Source organism: Parabacteroides sp. 20_3, from assembly GCF_964238835.1.
In the GTDB taxonomy this organism is placed as follows: domain Bacteria; phylum Bacteroidota; class Bacteroidia; order Bacteroidales; family Tannerellaceae; genus Parabacteroides; species Parabacteroides distasonis.
The window spans coordinates 415,272-435,946 of record NZ_CAXSNO010000002.1 but is presented as its reverse complement, the minus strand read 5'-3'; the positions used below and the strand labels follow the sequence as shown (position 1 = coordinate 435,946).

Sequence of the window (20,675 nt, the reverse complement as noted above, 5' to 3'; positions counted from 1 at the left end):
GAAGCTGATGGTTATTCTCGTTTGGAGATACTTCTCTGTGAAGAACAGTACTCCAAGCGAGAATTTTTTGTCATAATTGAATAGTATTAGATAATAATTCTTACATTTACCCATGATAAATTGTGCGTGTGTAAATTATGAGATTATATATTTATATCTTCATTCTACTATTATTATGTATATTCCCGCTGGGCGCCCAACAGGAACGTTCGGAATCCTATATTCGTATCTCTCCCCCGGTTAGCTTGGCTGGCGCTCTGGATGAGATTGAGAGTCAAACCAATTATTCTTTTATTTATGACGCTCAGGTGATCAATTTATCTGAGAAAGTGCGTAAATCTTTATCCGGACGTACGGTTTTCGAGATTTTAAATTTATTATTTAAGAACACGGAGATCGTCTATACGGTCATGAATGACCAGATCATCTTGAATAAGAAAGAGGCGATAATCCAAATGCAACAAAAGCTGGATGGTAAGGTAAAAGGCATCGTGACCGATCACAAAGGAGAGCCTATTGCCTGCGTGAATGTGGTGGAAAAAGGAACGAGAAACGGTACGATTACGGATATGGATGGCAGCTTTGTATTGGAGCTTCCCGAGGAGGCTACTTTGGTTTTTTCTTATATCGGTTATCGTTCACGGGAAATTGAGTATGAGGGGCAATTGTCATTGAATGTGCAGTTGGAGGATGACGCCCAGATTTTGGACGAGGTAGTTGTTACGGCTCTTGGTATCGAGAAGAAAGAATCTTCCTTGCCTTATGCCACCCAGTTAATCACAGGTGGGGAATTGGTAAGGGCCAAGGATTTTAATTTTATGAGTACGCTTTCCGGAAAGATGGCTGGACTCCAGATTAACCGGACTTCCGCCGGTCTGGGTAGCTCGTCCCGGGTGATTATTCGAGGTAGTCGTTCCGCATCCGGAAATAACCAGCCTTTGTATGTGATAGACGGTGTTCCGATCTTGAGCATTAGCAGTGAGCAAGCCTTGACAACGATCGGTGGTACGGCCGATGCCGGTAACCGGGATGCGGGCGATGGTATCTCTAATCTAAATCCTGATGATATAGAGAGTTTGAGTGTCTTGAAAGGGGCTTCGGCCTCTGCGTTGTATGGGGGACAAGCGGCGAACGGTGTGATCTTGATCAAAACGAAAAAAGGTAAGGCCGGGGTACGGAATATTCATTTCTCCTCGTCGCTGACTGTTGATCAAGCGATCAGTCTCCCCAAGTTTCAGAATGAGTTCGGACGGATGGAAGGGGCGGAAACTTGTTGGGGAGACCGGGCTTCTCTTCCGGTCTATGACCCTGTCGGCGATTTCTTCCGGACGGGTATTACCGCTATTAACTCATTGATATTTACGGCAGGGAATAGCCATGTGCAAAATTATTTTTCGTATGCCAATACGACCGCACGGGGCATCGTTCCTAAGAATAATTTAAGCAAGCATAATTTTAATCTCCGTGAAAGTTCTTCTTTCTTTGATGATCGTTTGATCTTGGAGGGGCAGGTAAACTTGATACTCCAAACAATCAAAGGAAAACCTACGGCCGGGGGATTTTATATGAACCCGTTACAAGGTTTATACACGTTTCCTAGAGGGATGGATATGGCACCTTATAAGGAGAACTTTGAGGTATATAACGAGAAACGGAATATGAACGTCCAGAACTGGTATACTACGATTACTGATTTTGAGCAAAATCCTTATTGGTTGGTCAACCGTACGGAAAACGAGGACAAACGTGCCCGTGTGTTGGCGTTGGCTTCCGCTAGTTTCAAGGTGACAGATTGGCTTACATTACAGGGCCGTGGAAATATCGATTATGTGAATGATAAGTATCAGCAGGAAATATACGCTTCTACCTCTCCGGGTATCGCCGGTGAGAACGGGCGTTACATTTATTACACCTACCAGACTACGTTGCTCTATGGGGATTTGATGGCTAAATTGAATAAGAGCTGGGATGATTTCTCCTTGAACGCCGCTATCGGTACGAGCATAACGGACACACGCACCAGTGCGTTGAGGCTGGATTCGAAAACGGCTTCCTTGTATTATCCGAATGTCTTTACGATCGCTAATATTAACATGTCGTCCAGTGCCTACATCGAGGAGTCGGATGACGCACGCCGGCAAATGCAATCCTTTTTTGCTATGGCGCAGTTGGGATATAAGGAAAGCCTTTACTTAGATGTGACCGCACGTAATGACTGGTCATCTACCCTTGCGTTTACGGAACGTAAATCAAGAGGTTTTTTCTATCCTTCAGTCGGTCTTTCTTGGATTATCCCTAAATCCTTTTCGATGCCTTCCTTGATATCTTTTGGGAAAGTACGGGCTTCTTGGAGTAAGGTGGGTAATGATATACCCTTATTCGTTAGCAATACGGTAGGCCATATCGCTGCGGGCGGGATTCCCCAGCCGAATGATACGGCTCCGTTCGGTACCTTGAAGCCGGAGATGAGCAGTTCTTTTGAGATAGGTACCGAATGGAAATTCTTTGATTATCGTATGGACGTGGATCTTACGTTCTATAAGACCAATACGAAAAATCAACTCTTCTCTTTACCTTCTTCCGCTGGAGCCGCATACAAGTATTATTTTGTGAATGCGGGAAATATACAGAATATGGGAGTGGAATTGACGTTCGGTGCGGTTCCTATCTTAACGAATCAGTTTAAATGGAATACGACACTCAACTTTTCCCGGAATAAAAATGAAGTAAAGAAACTACATGATGATTTGGCTAGCTTTATTCAAGGAGATGAAGGATTCTCCTCTAGCTATACGATGCGTTTGGTGGAAGGTGGCTCGTTTGGTGATATCTATGGGAAAGCTTTTGAGCGGGATAAATATGGTGCGATCGTGTATGGTCGGGACGGCTTGCCCCAAGAGATCGGCAGCGGGAATACGGCTAAGGTGGGGAATTGCAATCCGGCGTTCTTATTGGGTTGGGGAAATAGTTTCACGTATAAGGATTTTTCGTTCTATTTCTTGATTGACGGGCATTTTGGGGGAGATGTGCTGGCCCAGACTCAGGCTGTGCTTGACCAAACGGGAGTGAGTAAGGTTTCCGGAGAGGCCCGTACGATGGGGTATGTGGATTTGGAAGGGCATCATATTTATAACATAAAAGGATTTTATGAGCAGGTGGGAGGACGAAACGGTGTGACTGAATATTATATGTACGATGCTACCAATATCCGTTTGCGGGAGTTATCTTTGGGATATACGCTACCGAAGAGATTGCTGGGGAGAAAACAATTTCTCAAAAAGGCGGAACTGTCTTTTGTCGCCCGGAATCTATTCTTTATTTATAAAAAGGCTCCATTTGATCCGGATGCCGTGCTTTCGGCGAGCAATAGCAATCAAGGGATTGATATATTCGGGATACCGACTACGAGAAGTGTCGGCTTTAATGTGAAACTTTCATTCTAAGCGTATGAAGACGAGATTTCTGAATAAGATGGCAGCTCTGTTGGCTGTATTACTCCTTTTTTCCTGTACGGGTAAATTCGAGGAGTATAATACCGATAATACGGGTTTTACCGATGAGCAGAAAACGTATGATTATAATACGTTCGGTGTCTGGCTAAAGGTAGTCCAGATGGGGATTTATTTTAATTATGATTGGGGGAGTGGCAAGAACTGGCATTTCCAGACGATGCAAAATCTGAATGCGGATATGTTTTCCGGTTATATGCATGATTTTAAACCCTTCAACGCAGGATTGGGGAATACGGTCTATAATTTGCAGGATGGCTGGAATGGTACGATGTGGGATAATACGTATGGATATATCATGACGGAGATAAAGCAGACGGAAGATCATTCCCGTGATAAATATCCGGCTTTCTATGCGATCGCTAAAATACTGAAAGTAGAGATCATGCATCGGATCTCGGATTATTATGGCCCGATTGTGTATACAAAGTTTGGGGAGTCGGATGCCGGGGTAATGCCGGATTCCCAGAAAGACGCTTATTATGCTTTTTTCCAAGATTTGGGGGAGGCTATTCACCTGCTGTCTGAATATGATGGAGAAGAAACCTTTTCTCGTTTCGATATGATTATGCCGGAGAATTACAGGACGTTTGGGGAATGGATGCGTTTCGCCAACTCATTACGTTTGCGCTTGGCGATTCGTATCGCTATGGCTGACCCTGATAAGGCAAGGGATGAGGCGCATAAGTCGCTGACACATCCAGCCGGTTTGCTGGAGGAGGCTTATGAGGTCGTTGCGGTTTCTACCGCCGGAACCGGCTACTCGAATCCGCTGGGGGAGATCAATAAGGCGTGGGGAGAGGTTTTTATGAACGCTAATATGGAATCGATCCTTAAAGGATATAAAGACCCTCGATTATCCCGTTATTTTGAGCCTGCTACCGGACAGGGATATTCCGGGGAGTACCGTGGAATCCGGCAAGGGACAGGATTTAATCATTCCCGCTATAGTGAGCATTCGAGAAGCACGATTACCCAGAAAACGGACGCTATCTTAATGACGCCTGCGGAAGTTTGGTTCTTACGTGCGGAGGCAGCCTTGCGGGGCTGGTCCGGGGAGGACGCCGGGACTTGCTATGAGCAAGGCGTACGATCATCGTTCAATCAATGGAGGGTAGGAGAGGCGAACGCTTATTTACAAAGTGATCATGTAGCCGCCGATTTCGTGGATACGTTTACTCCCGACTATTCTGCGAAGGCGCTTTGCTTGGTGTCTCCGGCATGGGATGAAGAAGCCTCTAGGGAGACCAAGCTGGAGAAGATCATTACCCAAAAATGGATCGCTTGTTACCCCGAGGGCTGTGAGGCTTGGGCGGAGCAGAGGCGTACCGGTTATCCCCGTTTGTTCCCGGTTTTGGTGAATAAAAGCAATGGAAAGATCGATATGCGAACGATGATTCGTCGTTTGAATTTCCCGGTTAGCATTATTTCCGGTAACCCGGCTCAATATTCCGCCTTGTGTGAGTATTTGGGAGGTCCGGATACCGGAGGTACTCGCTTATGGTGGGATACCGGAGTGAATTTTCGTGATTAGCGACTAATTTTTCCTCTTCCTGCCGATAGAATACCGAGATTCTTGAAAAAACACTACCTTTGGCACCGAAAATTATAAAAAAAGGGTTTATGTCTTTAAAACGTTTTGGTGTCTCTTTGGAAGACAATCTGTTGGAATCATTGGATCAATATGTGAATGAGAATGGCTTCGCCAATCGTTCACAGGCGATTCGTTTTCTGATAGAGAAGAATGTAGCCGAACGTAAATGGCAATGCAACCATATCGTAGCCGGGACGATCGTGATCATGTATGACCAAGTCAAGAAAGAGATCTCCTTGAAAATCACGAGTATCCAACAAAATTATAAGGATGTGATCTTGTCGTCTTCCCAGTATTATATCAATCAGAATTTTTGCTTGCATATAGTGACGGTGATGGGAACGGCCCACCGCTTGACGGAATTGTCGGATAAGTTGACGACAATCAAAGGCATTAAGCATGGTAAGTTGGTGATGAGCCGGGCGGATTAATGCTTTTTTTTGCGGGTTTGGTAACACGTTTTTTAGTAGACGTGCTACTAAGGGATGTTTAAAATGATAAATATTATAGATGTAGTAGTATATGAGAAAAGAACTTTTACTGGTTTTCGGACTGTTGATAGGCTCCATGGCATTTGCGATAGATCCGGCAGAGATTGACAGTCTGATCAATTTGAAAGGGGTGGTGGTTTCCGCCAACAAAATCCATGTGAACCGGAACAGTGTGCCGTTATCTATCTCGGTCATCGAACGGGAGGAGATTGAGGCTAGCAGTGAATCGGCGTTGCTTCCTGTATTATCGGAGTATGTGCCGGGATTATTTGTGACACAAAAAGGAATCACAGGATTTGGTGTTTCGGAAGGAGCGGCTGGAACCGTAAATATTCGTGGCGTAGGGAGTGGAAATAAGGTTTTGATGTTGTTTGATGGACAACCGCAATGGGCAGGTGTGTTCGGACATGCATTACCTGATACATATGTTGCTTCGGATGTTGAGCGGGTAGAAGTTATCCGTGGACCGGGTTCTTTATTATATGGCTCAAACGCTATGGGAGGAGTTGTTAATATTATCACTCGTCATCATAAACAAGAAGGAAGGCGTACGCAGGCCCGTGTGATGTATGGTTCCTATAACACACAAAAATATATGGTGAATAATGGTTTTAACGTTGGGAAGTTCAGTAGTTTTGTCTCAATTAACCATGATCGTACTGACGGACATCGTCCGAATTCGGATTTTAATATTACTAATGGTTTTGCTAATTTGGGATATACATTCAATGAACATTATAAGATAACAGGAGATGTTAGCTTAGCTAAATCTAAATTTCAAAATCCAGGGAAGACCTCGGCTCCTGTATTAGATAATAAGATGGATATCCTGCGTGGTACGGCATCTATGGCTTTGGTAAATAATTATGGGAAAATGAGCGGGGCTTTACGTTTGTTTTATAATTGGGGAAATCATAAGATTAATGATGGCTACGATCCGGGAGAGAAACCATTGACTTATTTATTCCGATCTGATGACCACAACGTCGGTGTCTTATTATATGAGTCTTTTCGTTTGTTTAAAGGGAATAACTTTACCGTAGGTATTGATTATAAAAACTGGGGTGGACATGCTTGGAATGATAATAACGATGGCTCTGAAAAAGAATTGGTTGACAAAACTGTGAATGAAACGGCTGGATATGTCATTATGCAACAGGATTTGTTTGATATGTTAAGTTTGAATGCCGGCGTTCGTTATGAGCACAGCAGTACTTATGGTGGAGAATGGGTCCCTCAAGGGGGAGTGACTGTTCGTCCTTTTGAGGGAAATATGATTCGGGCTTCTGTTTCTAAAGGTTTTCGTAGCCCCAATATTCGTGAAATGTATATGTGGGGAGCTGCAAATCCAGATTTGAAACCGGAGAGTATGTTGAATTATGAGGTGGCTGTCGGACAATCTTTTTTGGGTGGTGATTTATATGCTGAGTTAACCGCATTTTTTATTGATGGGAAAGATATGATTTATTCGGTGAGCGTAAATGGGGATAATAGGCCTCCTTTCAAGAATCTAAATACGGGTACCTTTACAAATAAAGGTATTGAGTTTGAAACTCGTTATCAAATTTGTGAGAATTTAAGTATGAACTTAAATTACAGTTATCTGCATATGAGTAAGCCTATTCCTGGTGCCCCCGGTCAAAAATTTTATGTAGGGGCTGTTTATAAACCGGGACGTTTTACTTTAAATGTAAATGTACAATCTATCTTTGATCTATATACCAATGAAGGTTGTACAGAGAAGGAAGATTTTACAACCTTGAATGCGAAGGCAGCCTACCGTTTCGGTACACGTGATAAAGGCTTGAATCTATTTGTCAAAGGAGAGAATTTAACGGCTACCCGTTATTCCATCAACGAAGGATTCCCGATGCCGAAGGCGATATTTATGGGAGGTATAGACGTAACTTTCTAGCATGGGTGGAAAAAGAACTTCCCCGAATACTCATATCTCCTTGAATTTTATGTCTACTTTCTAATATTTGTTTTATCTTTGCTTCATCAGAGTTTATTTGATTTTGATTAAAAGAATAAAACGTTATATATATGGATGTGAAAAATGATTTGAGTGGAGGAAAGCCCACGTTGCTAATCGCGGAGGATGAGGAAAGTAATTATTTACTTCTGAAGACCATTTTACATAAATATTGTAATTTGATCCGTGCTAAAACTGGTTTGGAAGCTTTGGCTCTCTTTAAGGAAAACGAGGTGGACTTGATCTTGATGGATATAAAGATGCCTGAGATGACGGGTATCGAGTCTTTGAAAGAAATCCGTAAGCTATCGAAAGATATCCCCGTAATCATGCAGTCGGCTTATGTATTCGACTCTGATATGGAAGCCGCTAAAGAAGCCGGGGCTTCCGGTTTTATCACGAAGCCGATCAATCTAAAGGTATTGAAAAATACGATATCGCAGTATTGTCCGTCGATCGTATGGTAAGGATTTATTAAGATGTTTTAGATTTGTATAAACGGCATTTTGCCGTATTTTTTGTTATTTTTGTAGAAAATCGTCAAGAGGGCGCTTTACAAATGTATTCTAATCTACAAAAATGACATGCTTATGATAAAAAAAGAACATCTTGTATCCGACATTTCTAAACTAAAAAAAGTATATAATCAGAGCTTCCCTTGGTTGGTGACCTTAGCGGAAGAAAGTGAGAACGCAAAGTATTTTAAGGATGCTTTGCGTTCTCTTATTTTATCCCGGCTCACGGAAAAGGAAAGTACCCAAGAAAACGTAGGAATGGCGGTGGCGAGACGTATCCTTCTTTTGATTGAGCATGATGATACTTTCGTGGACGAGCTGTCTACGGGCGAGCGTCTTCCGGTGCGGACGGTCACTTATCTTTGGCAGTTCCTGATCGGCCATTTGGAAAATGAGGTCTCTCCTGATTTATTCATTGACCTATACCATCAGTTTGATTTATTGGAATATCCGGTTGAGATCCTACCGGACCGGGCATTGGTGAAAAGGCAGATGAGCCGTTGGCCGACCGGGCTTGACCCGGAGGTAATCGCTATCCGTGAGAGGAACAAGGAGCGTATCATCTCTTGCTTGATCAAGAAGATAGAAAGACGCCATAGCCCTTCGTCACGTTTTCAGTTCGCCGAGGGCATCTCCTATGAGGAGAAAGAGGCCCGGGTACGTGAATGGTGGAATACCGCTCGTTTCCATTTGTCGATGGCGATCAAGAGTCCTACGGAATTGAACTTCTTTTTGGGATATTCCCTGTCGGACGAGACGATGAGCTTATTGGCCCGTGCCAAAAAGAAGGGGATGCCCTTTTTTGTGACTCCTTATTATCTTTCCCTATTAAATATAGAACATGAGGGGTATGACGACGCTACGGTGCGATCGTACATCATGTACTCGAACGAGCTGGTAGATACGTATGGAAGCATTAAGGCGTGGGAAAAGGAAGACATGGTCGTTGCCGATGAGCCGAACGCGGCGGGTTGGCTATTGCCGGAGGGACATAATATACACCGGAGGTATCCGGAGGTGGCGATCTTGATCCCCGATTCGATGGGGCGTGCCTGCGGTGGATTGTGCGCTTCTTGCCAGCGCATGTATGATTTCCAGAGCGAGCGGTTGAATTTCGATTTCGAGGCCCTGAAGCCTAAGGAGAGTTGGGACCGGAAGTTACGTCGTCTGATGCGTTATTTCGAGGAAGACGCCCAGCTACGGGATATCCTGATAACGGGCGGGGATGCCTTGATGAGCCAGAACGCTACCTTGCGTAAGATATTGGAGGCGGTATATAAGATGGCGGTGCGGAAACGGAAGGCGAACGAGAGCCGTCCGGAGGGCGAGAAGTACGCCGAGCTGCAACGGGTACGGCTAGGTTCCCGGTTGCTGGCTTATCTTCCGCTGCGTGTGACCGATGAGTTGGTCGGTATATTGAGGGAGTTCAAGGAGAAGGCTTCCGCTATCGGCGTGAGCCAGTTCTATATACAAACGCATTTCCAGTCTCCACTAGAGGTGACACCGGAGGCGAGGCACGCTATCGAGGCGATCTTGGCGGCGGGCTGGACGATCACGAATCAGTTGGTATATACGGTTTCGGCTTCCCGTAAGGGACATACGGCGAAATTACGGCAGACCTTAAACGCCCTTGGGGTGGTTTGCTATTATACGTTCTCCGTGAAAGGATTCCTGGAGAATTATGCGGTTTACACCCCGAATAGCCGCTCGTTGCAAGAGGCTCGTGAGGAGAAGATCTTCGGGCAGGTGCCGGAGGAGAAACAGGCGGAGTTGTATGATATGATCCGTAACCAACGTCCTTTAGGCAAGCGTTTGGTTCGTTTCCTGAAGGAAAACGGGTTGTTGTTCGCAGGTACGGATCGTAATGTATTGAACTTGCCCGCTATTGGTAAGAGCATGACTTTCCATACCATAGGCCTGACTTCCGAGGGAAAGCGGATTCTTAAGTTCGATCACGACGGGAGCCGTCGGCATAGCCCGATTATCGATCAAATGGGTGAGGTTTATATCGTGGAGAATAAATCCGTGGCCGCTTACCTTAGGCAATTGAAGGAGATGGGCGAGGATGTCAATGAGTACCGTACGATCTGGAATTATTGCGAGGGAGAGACGGAGCCTCGCTTCAGTATTTATGAATACCCGGCTTATCCCTTTAAGGCCACGGACCGAATGACTAATCTTGAATTATGAATTCTATCCTCATATGTTTGCCTTGGTTTCGTATATTTTGCTTAATTTTGTTTCACTGAATTTAGAAGGATATGATACAGAACGAAAGAGAAATCAGGCATGAGCTTGTGTTACAGGCCGCACGCCGTATGATGACAGCCGCTCGCACGGCTCCTAAAGGCAAGGGTATTGATATCATAGAGATAGCGATGGTGACGGATGGGGATATCTTGCGCTTGTCCGATGAGATGATCCAGATAGCGGCCGAGACCGGATTCAAGTTCCTGCTCCGTGACGCCGAGAATATAAAGAGTGCCGACGCCGTGGTGATTATCGGTACCTCCCAGAAAGTACAAGGCTTGAACTGCGCCCATTGTGGTTTCGATACCTGCGTGGAGAAGCCGGACTTGGTTCCGTGCGCTATTAATTCCGTCGATCTGGGTATCGCTATCGGCTCGGCTTGCGCTACGGCGGCGGACCTGCGTGTGGATACTCGTGTCATGTTCAGCGCCGGCTTGGCGGCCCAACGACTGGGGCTGTTGGGAGACTGTAAATGCGTGATGGCGATACCGGTCAGCGCCTCGTCGAAGAACCCGTTTTTTGATCGTAAACCGAAAGAAGAACCGAAAAACTAGAAACAAATGAGTGACTCTATTCTAAAATTCGCGAATAAGCTGGAGATACGTTATTCCTTTAATAATAAATCCAATTATATGGATGCCATGACCAAGCACCGGTGTGAGAAGGAGATTCTTACGCTGATACGTTCCTTGGCGGATATGCTGGACGTGAAGCTGACGGTTTACAACGAGCCTTACGATAAGGAGGGTGGTTTCCGTGAGAAGCTGGGCGTGGCCGGGGAGAGTAGCCGCTCTATCTCCATCGTGTTGAACTTGGTGATGCAGATATTGACCCGTCCTTCCTTGTCGGTAGGTGGACAACCGCTGATGGATCGTACGCCGGCGGACGAGGAGGAGATGCAGCGTGAGCTGTTCAAGTTACGCCGTGAACTACGGCTGAAGACTCCGGGGGCTACGCCTTCACACCGCTTGATCGACCTGTTGAACGCCTCGCCCCGTTTCTGTAAGTGTAAGTCTAATTTCTACGAGGCTTTGAAAGGGTATCCGAAGGTGACGAAAATCTCGGTACGTGAGTTGAACGAGAAGGATCGCAACCGTTCCGGTTCGCTGGAGGTGAAACGGGACCAGTTCGATTATTTTATCTTGCGTAGCGACGATCTGCCTACGGTCAAGGATAATAAGGCCACGATAGAGATCATCTCGCCGGTACTGAAAGATAGTAAGTATCGGTGGAAAGGTATCTACAACAAGGGAGGCGAGACGATCGATTTCTATATGCAAGATGAGGATTTCAAGAAACAGATGTTCGAGGACAAGATCTCGTTCACGAGCGGCATGTGCATCGATTGCGTCTTGGAGATCGCCCGCCGTCTGTCGGAGCTAGGAGAGGTGGTCAACGTGAGCTATACCGTGACTACGGTGATACGTACCCGTTTCGATAAGATGGAGATCGTCACCCCTCAAGGCAAGCGGCATCTTCGTAAACTGGAAGCCGCGAAGAAGCAGCTTACGCTGGATTTGTTCGGCTAATCCGACAGCGGTATTCCCATCGCTCCCAAACACTACCGTGTTCCCACCTGAACACAGTAGTATTCATCAGCGAACACAATAGTATTCAATCCCGGACACAATAGTCTTTTTGCTTTGAATACTATTGTGTTTTTTCGTAAGGACGGGCAGCCTATACGAGTGTATATTTCCTCGGGTAATTGAATAAGATCGCCAATAAGGCGCCTGCTCCCAATAGATACGGGTAGTAAAGATATTGCATGATCTCGATAGGGGAGACATGCCCGAGTCCGGCGGCCATCAACATCTGGGCGCCGTAGGGGATGATTCCCTGTACGAAGCAAGAGAAGATATCCAATAGGCTGGCGCTGCGGCGGGGATCTATCTTGAACCGGTCCGCTATATCCTTGGCGATCGGGCCGGCCATGATGAGGGCGATCGTATTGTTGGCCGTGCAGAGGTTGGCGAAGCTCACCAAGGCCGCTATGCTCATCTCGGCCCCCTTGGAGGAATGGATGCGGGAGGTAAGCTTGCGGATGATCCAGTCGATACCCCCGTTATAACGGATCATCTCCAACATGCCTCCTGCCAGAAGCGTCACGATAATCAGCTCGCCCATATTGGTGATACCTAATCCCATGGAGGCGTTCCAGCCCCAGATATCAAAGCTACCGGTCCACAGACCTACTATACCGGACAGGACGATCCCGATGAATAGCACCAGCATGACATTGATCCCGCAAACGGCGGTTACCAATACCACTAGATAAGGGATCACCTTGACCCATTCGATCGGGGCCGGAGCGTAAGCGTTCTCCACGCCGCTTCCCACCAGCACGTATATCAATCCGGTCAGGATCGCTATCGGGAGGGCGATACGGATATTCACCTTGAACTTATCGGACATCTGGCAACCCTGCGTGCGGGTAGCTACGATAGTCGTATCGGATATGAACGACAGGTTATCGCCGAACATGGCGCCGCTCACCACGACACCCAGCATAAGGGCGTCCGGCATCCCCGTCTTGTCCGCTATACCGACGGCTACCGGGGCCAAGGCCACGATCGTGCCCACCGACGTACCTACCGAGATGGATATGAAGCAAGCGGCTAGGAAGATTCCGGCCGCCAACAGGTTACCGGGCAGGATGGACATCGCCAGATTCACGGTAGCGTCTACGGCACCCATCGCCTTGGCGGTCTGCGCGAAGGCACCGGCGAGGATGAAGATCAATACCATCAGCATGATATTGCTGTTGGCCGCCCCCCGGCAGAACTGCTCGATGCGGTTGCTTAATTTGCCTCCCTTGGAGATCGCTATCGCTACGATCGAGGAGATGACGAAGGCTACCGTTATCGGCATTTTATAGAAATCTCCCGCCACGATAGATACCACCAAATAAGTCAATAAGAATACCACCAGCGGTGTCAACGCCCAAGCGTTCGGTCTGCGTTCCAACTCCCCCATTTTTTCTTATCTCTCTTAAATTAACTGTCAACTGTCAATTCTCTACGTCCCTTCTCTTAGAAGGAGAACCGCAGCGCTATACGCACGCCCCCCTTCTTGATATTCGGTTGATCCAGATACGTCAACCGGCGGTAATAATCGATCCGTAATATCTTGAAGATGTTCTCCAGACCTACGCTGGCCTCCAGGTAAGGCGTACGGCCCATCGGCGAGGTTCCCTCGGGGAAACGGTATAGTCCCGTCGGGTCCAAGGCCGGGTTATTCTTATCGGTCAGTCCTCCGTAGAAACCGCTGAACGATATCACCTCACGCAAACGTAGCCACTTCACGCCGGGAATACGGTTTAAGATCCATCCCTTCATATAATACGTGAAGTAGAACGAAACATACTGGTCGCTTACGAACTCCAGCGCACGCATCATGTTGAAGGCTTGCGGCTGGATCGTGATGGACTGGTTGGTATTCGGCATGATGAGTAAGGGGAAAGGAACCTTGTCCCATACCTTGCCCGCCGTCACCAAGGCGTCGATATGTCCGAAGGAAGAGAGCCAGATCCGTTTCTCGGCGCTGATCTCCGTATGGTTGTAGTTGAAGTCGCCCCCCAACACGTTCTTCAATCCCATCTGATGGGATAGCTTGAATACGGGAGCGTCTTTCGAGAGGTTGAAAAGCGAGTTCTTACCCTCTCGTCCGTTATAGGCACGCTCGCCCGGGGCGAAACGAAGCTGGGCCCCTAGCTCCGTGTTGGTGAAACTCTTTAGGTTCGTCAATGTCCCGTCGGCGTTGTAACGGTCGTAGCGGAGCGTTCCGGCCGCCTCGTTGTTCTCGTTCCGCACCCAAGTGGTAAGGGTCAGGCCATTCAGCCATTCCTTCTGGTACTGGAGCATGGTCTTGCGGATGTATTGCATCATGGTGACGGGCTCGCCCACCTTCCATGCCACGAACATATTATCCTTGCTGGTGAAGAGGAAGTCCTGACCGGGCGTATATACGTCGTACTCTTGGATCGCGGAGATGTTGTTCACCGGGCTTTCTCCCTCGTGATATTTCTTCTTGTTCACGCTATACGTCAGCTTGGCGTTATACTTTAGCTTACGGTCGTTTACGCCATAGGCCAGATAACCGCTACCGAACCAGTGCGGGTTGAGGTTTGCCGTCGTCATACCTCCCACACGCATGCGGAAGCCCTCCAGATGGTTGGCGCTGAACGTGGTATTCATCGGTCCGAAATCGAACTTGCTCTTATCCTTGTCCGCCGTGGTCGGGATATAACCGGTGATCAATATCTCGGCGGTCTTGATGATCACGTTGAAAGCCGGTACCTTGCGAAGTTGCGCCAGCAAGTCGTCCAAGGCGCTCTCTTTCTCTTTCAAGGGGACATGGCGGTTGTGTATCCAGAAGGTGTCGGTCTGGGCGGTGGCTTCGGGCAACTCATGGATCGGGCCGAGAAGACCGAAGATCGAGTCGGCGTTCTGCACGTCGAACTGATACTTATCGAAATTCCTTAGCTGGTGGGCGTAGAGCTGTTGCGCCCCTTTTACGATATAGAAATTAACGTAAGTATTCTCATTGGCGAGCACCCAAGTGCTATCCGGCATCCGCTTGAACTCTTGCTCGATCCGGAGCTTGTCCACCCAGTTGAGGTTGATGTTCGCCGGGGTGTTCAAGAGGAATTTCTTGACGGCGTAATTACCGTCCAGCGTGATGTACAAGCGGCCCGTGAAGCCGTAACTCTGGCTGTTTACGGGCACGAAGGCGAGATCCACACATTTATCTCCGGCAACGTCCACCGTATCCATGATATAATATTTGTAATAGGAGACGGCCAGCGTGGAAGACAGCGGGCTCACGAAACGGTTCAACAAGATATTGATATTGTTGTCGAAGATATTGACGCCCTTGAATATCTCCTCAAGGTTGGCGGTGATGGCGCCTCCATCGTCCAAGGTCTTGTCGATACCCTGCTGGCGCTTGGCCTTGGTGATCGTCTTCTCCGCCTTGGGATGTTTGCGGTAGTATTGGTCGGAGATCGTCTCACGGACGGAGATCGTCAGGATCGGTTTCCCGTTGAACTCCGAGGTATCCAGATAGTTCTTGATGAACTTGAATTTCTTCAGGAACTTATTCTTCTCTAGATTGGGGTTGAAGTCGTCCAGCGACATGCTGAGCTTCTCGTACACCTCGCTTTGGTACTCGTCCTTCGCCTCGATGCGGTTGTCGTTCTTATGCTCTATGACTTTCTTGATCAGTTCCACGGCGGGGTTGTCCTTGCGGGAATATTTCTCACGTTTAGGCTTGACGACTACCTCGGCAATCTCGAACGAGGTAGGCCGGAGGAGCACGTTGAGGGCGTTGTTCTTTTGCCCCGCCTTTAGGTTTACGACCTTATTGTCATATCCAAGCGAGGATACGACCAGCCGGGTAAGCCCTTTGTCATTCTGGAGGCTGAAAGCCCCGTCATCGTCGGTCATCGCCCCGATCGTCGAGTTCTCGAACATGACGGATACGTAGGATAGGGGTTCCCCGCTTACGGAGTCTCTCACGATTCCGGATGCGGAAGTTATGCTCTGGGCGTATAGGACGGAAATGCCGGTCACGAATTGTAACAGGACTAGCAAAGTGATATAGCGAATAGATCTTATCATGTAAATGTCTCGTTATTCCTTCACGGATAATACTGTTGGCAAAGGTATGTTTTTTTCGTGGGAGGGAGGGGGGAGAGGCTATTAATAATCATTAATCACCGGGTTTCCCACCGCTCGATGGGAAACCCGGCGGTAGAAAATGCGAGCTTCATTATTTAACGAAAAAGATCTTCATTATTTTATATCTCTGATGGCGAGTCGCTGTCGGTAGCGGGCTTGTCGCCTTCTTGTTTCTTGGCGGCTGCGGCCCTCGCTTGCGCTATGCGTTGGTTGTAGAGGGCGTTCGTCTCGTCGACCAGCGCGTTGAGGCGGTTGATGAAGGCGGCGGTCTCTTGAGTGGGCTTCACCACGCTTTGCGCGAAGGCGTAGGTGGTCATCTCGTCGTATTCCTCGTCCATGCGGAGGCGGATTTTCTTGGCGCTCTCTACGGGGTCGTCCGCCTTGGCGTTGGCGCGTTGCTCGGTGAGCGTGGCGTATTGCTTGTTCTTCTCTTTCAGCGCTGCTACTACCTCGGTGAGGTTGATCGCCGCCAGCGCCTCGGGCATCCCGGCCTTGTCGAGGTCTACCAGCAAGCCCTCGATGGCGGCCGTCTCCTGCAAGTTGGCGAGGCGTGCGGCGCCGATGTAGGGCTTCACGGGAAGGTATAGCTTCTCGGCCGCCGTGCGTTGCGCCGCCAGCGGGCTTTTCGTCATTTGGGTAATAGTGGAAGTAATGAAGATCAAGAGATCATCCCTCTCCTTGTCGAGGGCGGACATCTGCGCGGTCTCCTCGCTGGCCGAGGATTGGTTCACGGCGTCGGTCAGCAGGGCGAAATCGGCGGCGAAGGCCGTACGAAGTTCTTGGGGGATGCCCAGCGGGTCGTTCGGGTCGAAGCTGATCTCGTCGGGAGATTCTGAGTCGCCTCCGCCACCCGCGAGCAGGTTCCCGTAGCGGGCCATGAAGGTTCGGTACTCGGCGTTGTTCAATCTCTGTAAATAAATAATATTCACCTTGGTTATTTTTTCCATATCAGAAAATTTTAGGAGGATCGCTAGATCCGGTTTGCAGTGCTAAAGGTATGATAATTTTGGGATCCAGCCACCAAAAACTATCGCATTTTTCATATATTCGGGCTTACATCGGGCATGAAATGGAATTTCAAGTTTGAAATAGGGCCTACATTGGGTGCGAAACGGAATTTCAATTTTGAAACTGGGCTTGCATTGGACGCGAGGTGGAATTTCAAGTTTGAAATGGGGCTTACATCGGGTGCGAGGTGGAATTTCAAACTTGAACTTAGGCTTACATGGGATGAGAGATGCGATTTAATTTTTTCATACTTACTCAAGAGCAGAAATTGGTTGTAGATTCTGTTAATTTCTAGAAAATATAAGCTAATGAAGTGTTAAATGACAAATCTTTTGGATTGATAGCATTCCATTCTCCTTTTGTCGGCTTTAATAGACTAAAGCTAACTCCCATTCCTATTTGCCAATGGTGGTTGATTTCGATACCTATATTTGCCCCTATCCCATAGTCGAAACGTTTATATACTTGATCAGAAAAAATATTGTTTATGTTAAAATCTTCATAATCTTTCAATGTGCTATTTCCAAAGAGACCTAGGGCGATATATGGCCCGAAACTACCAAAGATGGAAAAATTGTCTTTTATGCTATATTTATAGCCAAAGTGTAAGGGCAGCTCTAAATAATATGCATTACAACTCCATTCTTGCTTATTAGACATTGAATAATAAATATCATCTTTCCATCCTTTCGATATAAATTTTAATTGTAATTCGATAAAGCTTTTATTTGGATTTTCTGAAAGAGAAAAAATACCTTTCATCCCTATATTGAAGCCTATATGAGTATGATAATCCTTAGGATGGGATAATACGACCCCGGAGGTAATGCCATAACTCATATTTTGAGCATATGAGTTATGGCAGAATAGTAATAAAACAAATAAAATTTTGAATGCTTTATTCATAATTACTTTTTACTGAAGATTTATTAAATCGTAATTCCATTTTAAATCTGAAGGTTTGCAAGGATACCATCTGTCATAGTTTCTTCCGGACATATCGGATTTAATATGTGCTATTATCGTAACCATCGTAACAACATCTCCATGGCGCGAGTCGGAATATCCTCTCTTAGCAAGATCGTTTGGATCAAAACCGCAATTGGGAGATGCGGCAGAAGAGTAGAAGCATGTTCTATCTTCAAGACCTTTAATAGTAAGAGTTTGATAACAAGTTACATTCTCTACGATATATATTTGGTTAGGTATACCTAAGGCGCTTGCCCAAATTGGTCCTATAAGGCGTTTATAGTTTCCCCCTCCGGTTTGTGAAGTGCACCCAGTTAATGTAGTAGTAGTTACTGAGCTACGAGTTTGTATCGCATCTTCTATTTTAGGACTAGGAGTCCATGAGGCAAATTTTTCATTGTCAATAGATAATAAACTGTCTACAATTACAACATCTTCGTAGGAATTGATGTTATTTGAGATTTCAGACTCAATAAGATCTTCACTATTGCAACTTGAAAGAAGTGAAAATCCGAATAATAAAGATAAAAAATAATTTAGTTTCATACTACTATGATTTATTGGTTTATTATAATGTTTGGGCAAAAGTATAAAAAAAAATTGACTTGGATACTAAAACGTGAAAATAAATAAAAAATAACAGTTCGTAATACAAACTTCCTTCGGAAAGAATCTGGAGGAAGCATGATTTGAAATGTGATAATTAAGATTTGTGAGAGATTGCTTATTTTAGAACTTTATGAGCCTAAATTTTGATTCAACGCCTCCTTGTTCCACTTGTTCAGCGGGTTCTTCCCCTCGGGGGTATAGAGCTGGGCGATACGGGCGGCGTAGGCTTTCTCTACCTTGCCCCGGACGATCTTCATGGTGCTGTTTACCATGCCGTTTTGCTCGGTGAAAGGCTCGGGGAGGATGGCGAAGGTGGTCGGCAACCAACGATCCGGGAACATACTAGACAGGTCGCCTCCCTTGCGGAAACGGTCGATCTGGCGCTGGATGATACGGATGGCCTCTTCTCGGCCTTGATCGCTCGTAAGGTCCAGATTCTGGTGGGCCAGATGCTTCCTCAACCGTTCTTTGTTAGGGACCAACAGGGCGGTCGTGTACGGACTCTGGTTATTGTACAGGATCAGCTGGTCGATGCAAGAGGAATGCTCTACCAAGGCTTCCTCTATACCCTCCGGACTGTATTTCTCCCCGTCGCTTCCGATCAGCAGGCTCTTGAAACGCCCCAACACATAAAGAAGCCCGTCACGCATATATCCCATATCCCCGGTGTACAGCCAACCCTCCTTTACGGTATCGGCCGTCGATGCCGGGTTCTTCCAGTAGCCGGCCATCACGTTCTCTCCCCGGATGACGATCTCGCCTTTCTCCCCCGGAGGAAGTACGTTGCCGTCCATGTCGCAGATCTTTAGGTCGAGGGGCTGCACCAATACGCCGCTACTGCCGAAGGTATGGCGGCGGGGGCCGTTGGTCGAGATGATCGGTGTCGCCTCGCTCAGCCCGTATCCTTGGTACATCGGGATTCCCAAGGCGTAATAGAACTTCTGCAAGTCCTTATCCAGCAAGGCGCCCCCTCCGATAAAGAACTTCAGCTCGCCCCCGAAGTTCTCACGGACTTTCGCGAACAATAGCTTGTCGAACAAACGGACCAGTGGCTTCAAGAGGACGCGGAAACCTTTTCCTTCCTCCTCGTCGCTATCCCCGTTATAGATATAACCGATCCGTAAGGCTAGGTTGAAAAGGCGGACGGCGTTCTTGCCTCGCGCTCGGATACCTTGCTCGATATTCTTCTTGAAGTTCTTCGCCAAGGCGGGGACGCTCAGTATCAGGTACGGCTTGAACTCCTTTATATTGATAGGGATATTCTTCAAGGTCTCCATACCGGTACGCCCTACCTGCACGGTAGCTACCGAGGCTCCCTTCGACATGAAGATGTAGAATCCTACCACGTGGGCGAAGCAATGGTCCAGCGGGAGTATCACCAACGTACGCCACGTATCGTCTATATCCACGCAAGTGAGCGCTTGCTCCACGTTCGCCGTATAGTTGCGGTGGGTGAGGATCACGCCTTTCGGATCGGCGGTCGTGCCGGAGGTATAGGTGATGGTGGCGTAATCATCGTTGCCCAGCGATTGCCCGATCGCCAAGAACTCCTCTAGCGGATGAATACCCAGATAGACCTTCCCCATCCGGCGTATCTCGGACAGCGGCATCTCACGGTCTTGGTATTCCGCTTGCTCGTCGAGTACGATGATCTTCCGTACGGCGGGGAGCTTATCCTTGATCGCCCGGATTTTCTTGAGTTGCTGGCCCGATACCATGATATATTTTACGTCGGCGTGGACGAGACGGAACAGGAGGTCGTTCGCCTCCTCCAGCTTGATCGATAGGGGCACGTTCGTCGCCCCGGCGTAGAACATGGCCAGCTCGCCGATGATCCACGCGTTGCGCCCTTCGCTCAGTAAAGCCATATTATCCCCCTTTCGCACACCCAGCGATATGAGGCCGGCGCCTTCCTCATAGACGAGGTCGCGAACCTCGGCGTAAGTGGTTGGCTCGAATCGCTTGCCCGTCTTCTCCCATAAAAAAGGATTACTCGGGAATCGCTTGGCTGAACTCTCAAAAAGGTCTATAATCGTTTTCTTTTCCATATCTTTTCGTGTTTGTAAGAGGATGT

The 20,675-nt window shown here is 47.4% G+C and carries 14 protein-coding genes; 8 read left to right on the top strand and 6 right to left on the bottom strand.

Translation table 11 applies throughout. The annotated features are described in order from the left end of the window. Positions 1-137: 137 nt before the first annotated feature. From ACESPU_RS05610 to ACESPU_RS05575, 8 genes are all read left to right on the top strand, one after another. Positions 138-3,443: a SusC/RagA family TonB-linked outer membrane protein gene (locus tag ACESPU_RS05610; RefSeq protein WP_158532514.1), complete on the top strand. Its 3,306-nt coding sequence runs from the start codon at positions 138-140 to the stop codon at positions 3,441-3,443. A 4-nt stretch (positions 3,444-3,447) separates the two neighbouring features. Next, positions 3,448-5,043 carry a SusD/RagB family nutrient-binding outer membrane lipoprotein gene (locus ACESPU_RS05605; RefSeq protein ID WP_057326479.1) on the top strand — a complete coding sequence of 532 codons (1,596 nt, stop codon included), beginning with the start codon at positions 3,448-3,450 and terminating at the stop codon, positions 5,041-5,043. A gap of 89 nt (positions 5,044-5,132) precedes the next feature. Continuing rightward, complete coding sequence (nikR, locus tag ACESPU_RS05600) at positions 5,133-5,534, top strand: nickel-responsive transcriptional regulator NikR (protein ID WP_057326478.1); 402 nt, start codon at positions 5,133-5,135, stop codon at positions 5,532-5,534. A gap of 91 nt (positions 5,535-5,625) precedes the next feature. After that, on the top strand, positions 5,626-7,509 hold the full coding sequence (locus ACESPU_RS05595) for a TonB-dependent siderophore receptor (RefSeq protein WP_057326477.1): 1,884 nt from the start codon (positions 5,626-5,628) through the stop codon (positions 7,507-7,509). A gap of 131 nt (positions 7,510-7,640) precedes the next feature. Then, positions 7,641-8,036, top strand: a complete 396-nt coding sequence (locus ACESPU_RS05590) for a response regulator (protein WP_005863076.1) — start codon at positions 7,641-7,643, stop codon at positions 8,034-8,036. A gap of 123 nt (positions 8,037-8,159) precedes the next feature. Continuing rightward, positions 8,160-10,274, top strand: a complete 2,115-nt coding sequence (locus tag ACESPU_RS05585) for a KamA family radical SAM protein (protein WP_057326476.1) — start codon at positions 8,160-8,162, stop codon at positions 10,272-10,274. A gap of 71 nt (positions 10,275-10,345) precedes the next feature. Further along, positions 10,346-10,888 carry a ferredoxin domain-containing protein gene (locus ACESPU_RS05580; RefSeq protein WP_057326475.1) on the top strand — a complete coding sequence of 181 codons (543 nt, stop codon included), beginning with the start codon at positions 10,346-10,348 and terminating at the stop codon, positions 10,886-10,888. A gap of 6 nt (positions 10,889-10,894) precedes the next feature. Further along, on the top strand, positions 10,895-11,863 hold the full coding sequence (locus ACESPU_RS05575) for a hypothetical protein (protein ID WP_005857787.1): 969 nt from the start codon (positions 10,895-10,897) through the stop codon (positions 11,861-11,863). A 151-nt stretch (positions 11,864-12,014) separates the two neighbouring features. Here ACESPU_RS05575 and ACESPU_RS05570 read toward each other — a convergent pair whose 3' ends face one another. From ACESPU_RS05570 to ACESPU_RS05545, 6 genes are all read right to left on the bottom strand, one after another. After that, positions 12,015-13,310: a Na+/H+ antiporter NhaC family protein gene (locus ACESPU_RS05570; RefSeq protein WP_005863068.1), complete on the bottom strand. Its 1,296-nt coding sequence runs from the start codon at positions 13,308-13,310 to the stop codon at positions 12,015-12,017. A 56-nt stretch (positions 13,311-13,366) separates the two neighbouring features. Beyond that, positions 13,367-15,955, bottom strand: a complete 2,589-nt coding sequence (locus ACESPU_RS05565; protein WP_170078689.1) for a DUF5686 and carboxypeptidase-like regulatory domain-containing protein — start codon at positions 15,953-15,955, stop codon at positions 13,367-13,369. Positions 15,956-16,134: 179 nt separating this feature from the next. After that, the gene (locus tag ACESPU_RS05560) at positions 16,135-16,962 is read right to left on the bottom strand and encodes a DUF6261 family protein (protein WP_373133188.1); all 828 of its coding nucleotides are present in this window, start codon (positions 16,960-16,962) and stop codon (positions 16,135-16,137) included. A gap of 352 nt (positions 16,963-17,314) precedes the next feature. Continuing rightward, positions 17,315-17,929 carry a porin family protein gene (locus ACESPU_RS05555; protein ID WP_146374805.1) on the bottom strand — a complete coding sequence of 205 codons (615 nt, stop codon included), beginning with the start codon at positions 17,927-17,929 and terminating at the stop codon, positions 17,315-17,317. Positions 17,930-17,938: 9 nt separating this feature from the next. Beyond that, a complete protein-coding gene (locus ACESPU_RS05550; RefSeq protein WP_146374804.1) occupies positions 17,939-18,538 on the bottom strand; it encodes a hypothetical protein in 600 nt (199 codons plus the stop codon). Between the two features lie 191 nt (positions 18,539-18,729). Then, positions 18,730-20,649 carry a long-chain fatty acid--CoA ligase gene (locus ACESPU_RS05545; RefSeq protein WP_373133187.1) on the bottom strand — a complete coding sequence of 640 codons (1,920 nt, stop codon included), beginning with the start codon at positions 20,647-20,649 and terminating at the stop codon, positions 18,730-18,732. Positions 20,650-20,675: the final 26 nt, after the last annotated feature.